This is a genomic window from Brevundimonas sp., assembly GCF_029946145.1.
In the GTDB taxonomy this organism is placed as follows: Bacteria; Pseudomonadota; Alphaproteobacteria; order Caulobacterales; family Caulobacteraceae; genus Brevundimonas.
Map to the genome: position 1 here is coordinate 1 of NZ_JAQSDY010000020.1, position 2,284 is coordinate 2,284.

Annotated in this window: 2 pseudogenes; both read left to right on the forward strand. The window is 64.3% G+C overall.

Annotated elements, in window-relative coordinates:
* Window positions 1-149: 149 nt before the first annotated feature.
* A pseudogene (locus tag PSV23_RS08550) lies at window positions 150-1,391 on the forward strand (IS66 family transposase); the annotation flags it as partial.
* A gap of 49 nt (window positions 1,392-1,440) precedes the next feature.
* Window positions 1,441-2,284 (forward strand): annotated as a pseudogene (locus PSV23_RS08555) (IS256 family transposase); the annotation flags it as partial.

A 2,284-nucleotide genomic window follows, 5' to 3' on the forward strand; every position in this document is an offset into this window, starting at 1 on the left:
GTGGTTCGGGCCTGGGCATGCACTTCGCTCATCTGGACTGCTCCACTTTGAAGGATTCAATCACGCCACGCATCACATCCCTTGCCCGGAATAGTGCCCAGCTACGAATGGGTACATGATCACACGGGACGCGACACCTAGACACGGCACCCAAGGCCAAGCCACGTCGCGTCCCCTTGCCCGAGCACCTGCCGCGCGTGGAGATCAAGCACGAGCCCGAGAACACGCGGTGCGGCTGCGGCTGCCAGATGAAGCGCATCGGCGAGGACGTCAGCGAGAAGCTGGACTACACGCCCGGCACCTTCAAGGTCGAGCGCCATGTGCGCGGCAAGTGGGCCTGCGGTGCTTGCCAAAAGCTGGTGCAGGCACCGGTGCCCGCGCAGATCATCGACAAGGGCATCCCGACCGCGGGTCTGCTGGCCGATGTGGCGGTCGGCAAATTCGGCGACCACCTGCCGCTGTACCGCTTGGAAGACCGCTACGCCCGCGCAGGCGTGCCGCTGCCGCGTTCGACGCTGGCGCAGTGGATGGGCCAGTGCGGCGTGCAACTGCAACCGCTGGTCGATGCGCTCATGACCGAGATGCTGGCCCACACGGTGCTGCACGCCGACGAGACGCCGGTGCAGATGCTCAAGCCGGGCAACGGCAAGACGCACCGCGCCTACCTGTGGGCCTACAGCACGGGGGCCTTCGAGCCCATGAAGGCGGTCGTCTACGACTTTTGCGAGAGCCGCAGCGGCGAGCACGTTCGCGCCTTCCTGGGAGAGTGGCGCGGCAGCCTGATCTGCGACGACTACGCAGGCTACAAGGCCAGCTTTGCCGGCGGCATCACCGAGGTGGGCTGCATGGCGCATGCCCGGCGCAAGTTCTTCGATTTGCACGTCAATCACACCAGCCAGATTGCCGGTCAAGCATTGCAGTACATCAGCCTGCTGTACGACATCGAACGCGAGGTCCGAGACTTGCACGCCGATCAGCGCCAAGCCATCCGCCAGAGCAAGGCCAAGCCGATTGCCGATGCTCTGCATGGCTGGATGCTGGCGCAGCGCGCCAAGGTGTTCTCCGGGGCCACGGCCAAAGCGTTGGACTACAGTCTCAAGCGCTGGGAGGCGCTCACGCGCTACATCGACGACGGGCGCCTGCCCATCGACAACAACTGGATCGAGAACCAGATGCGGCCCATTGCGATCGGGCGCAAGAACTGGCTGTTTGCGGGCTCGTTGATGGCGGGCCAGCGCGCCGCGGCGATCATGAGTCTGATCCAGTCAGCCAAGCTCAATGGGCTGGATCCGTATGCCTATCTGCGCGATGTGCTGCAGCGTCTGCCCACGCACAAGGCCAGCCAGATCGGCGAGTTATTGCCTCATCGCTGGCGGCCGCAGACCGCCTGATTCCGGGCTGTTGACGGGATGTCAACATGTGTTTGCTGGACGCTTACCGTTGGGCGCCGAGATGAGCCACCATCTGGGCTATGCCCCCGGGCAGTCCAAACCTGAAGGGGTGGGTAACCACCGCAACGGCAAGAGCGCCAAGACGGTGCTGACCGATGCGGGGGCGATGCGCATTGAGGTGCCGCGCGACCGCGAAGGCAGCTTTGAGCCGCAGATCATCGGCAAGCACGAGCGGCGTTTCACCGGCTTTGACGACAAGATCATCGCGATGTATGCGCGCGGCATGACGGTGCGTGAGATCCAGGGTTTCCTGGCCGAGATGTACTCGGTAGACGTCTCCCCCGACCTCATCAGCCGGGTCACCGATGAGGTGATGAGCGAGGTCACGGCTTGGCAGACACGTCCGCTGGAACCGATGTATCCGGTGGTGTTCTTTGATGCGCTGCGTGTGAAGATCCGTGAGGACGCCGTGGTGCGCTCCAAGGCCGTGTACCTGGCGTTGGGCGTGCTGCCCGACGGCACCCGCGACATCCTCGGAATCTGGATCGAGAACACCGAGGGCGCCAAGTTCTGGATGAAGGTCTTCAACGACCTGAAGACACGCGGGGTGCAGGACATCCTGATCGCCGTCACCGATGGGCTCAAGGGCATGCCAGAGGCACTGGGCGCGGTGCTGCCTGCCACGACGCTGCAGACCTGCATCGTGCACCTGATTCGCAACAGCCTGGACTTCGCCAGCTGGAAGGACCGCAAAACGCTGGCTGCGGCCATCAAACCGATCTACACGGCGGTGAGCGCCGAAGCGGCTGAGGCCGAGCTGGACGCGTTTGAGGCCGGCCCCTGGGGCAAGAAGTTCCCGACCGTCGTCAGCGCTTGGCGCAGGGCCTGGGACA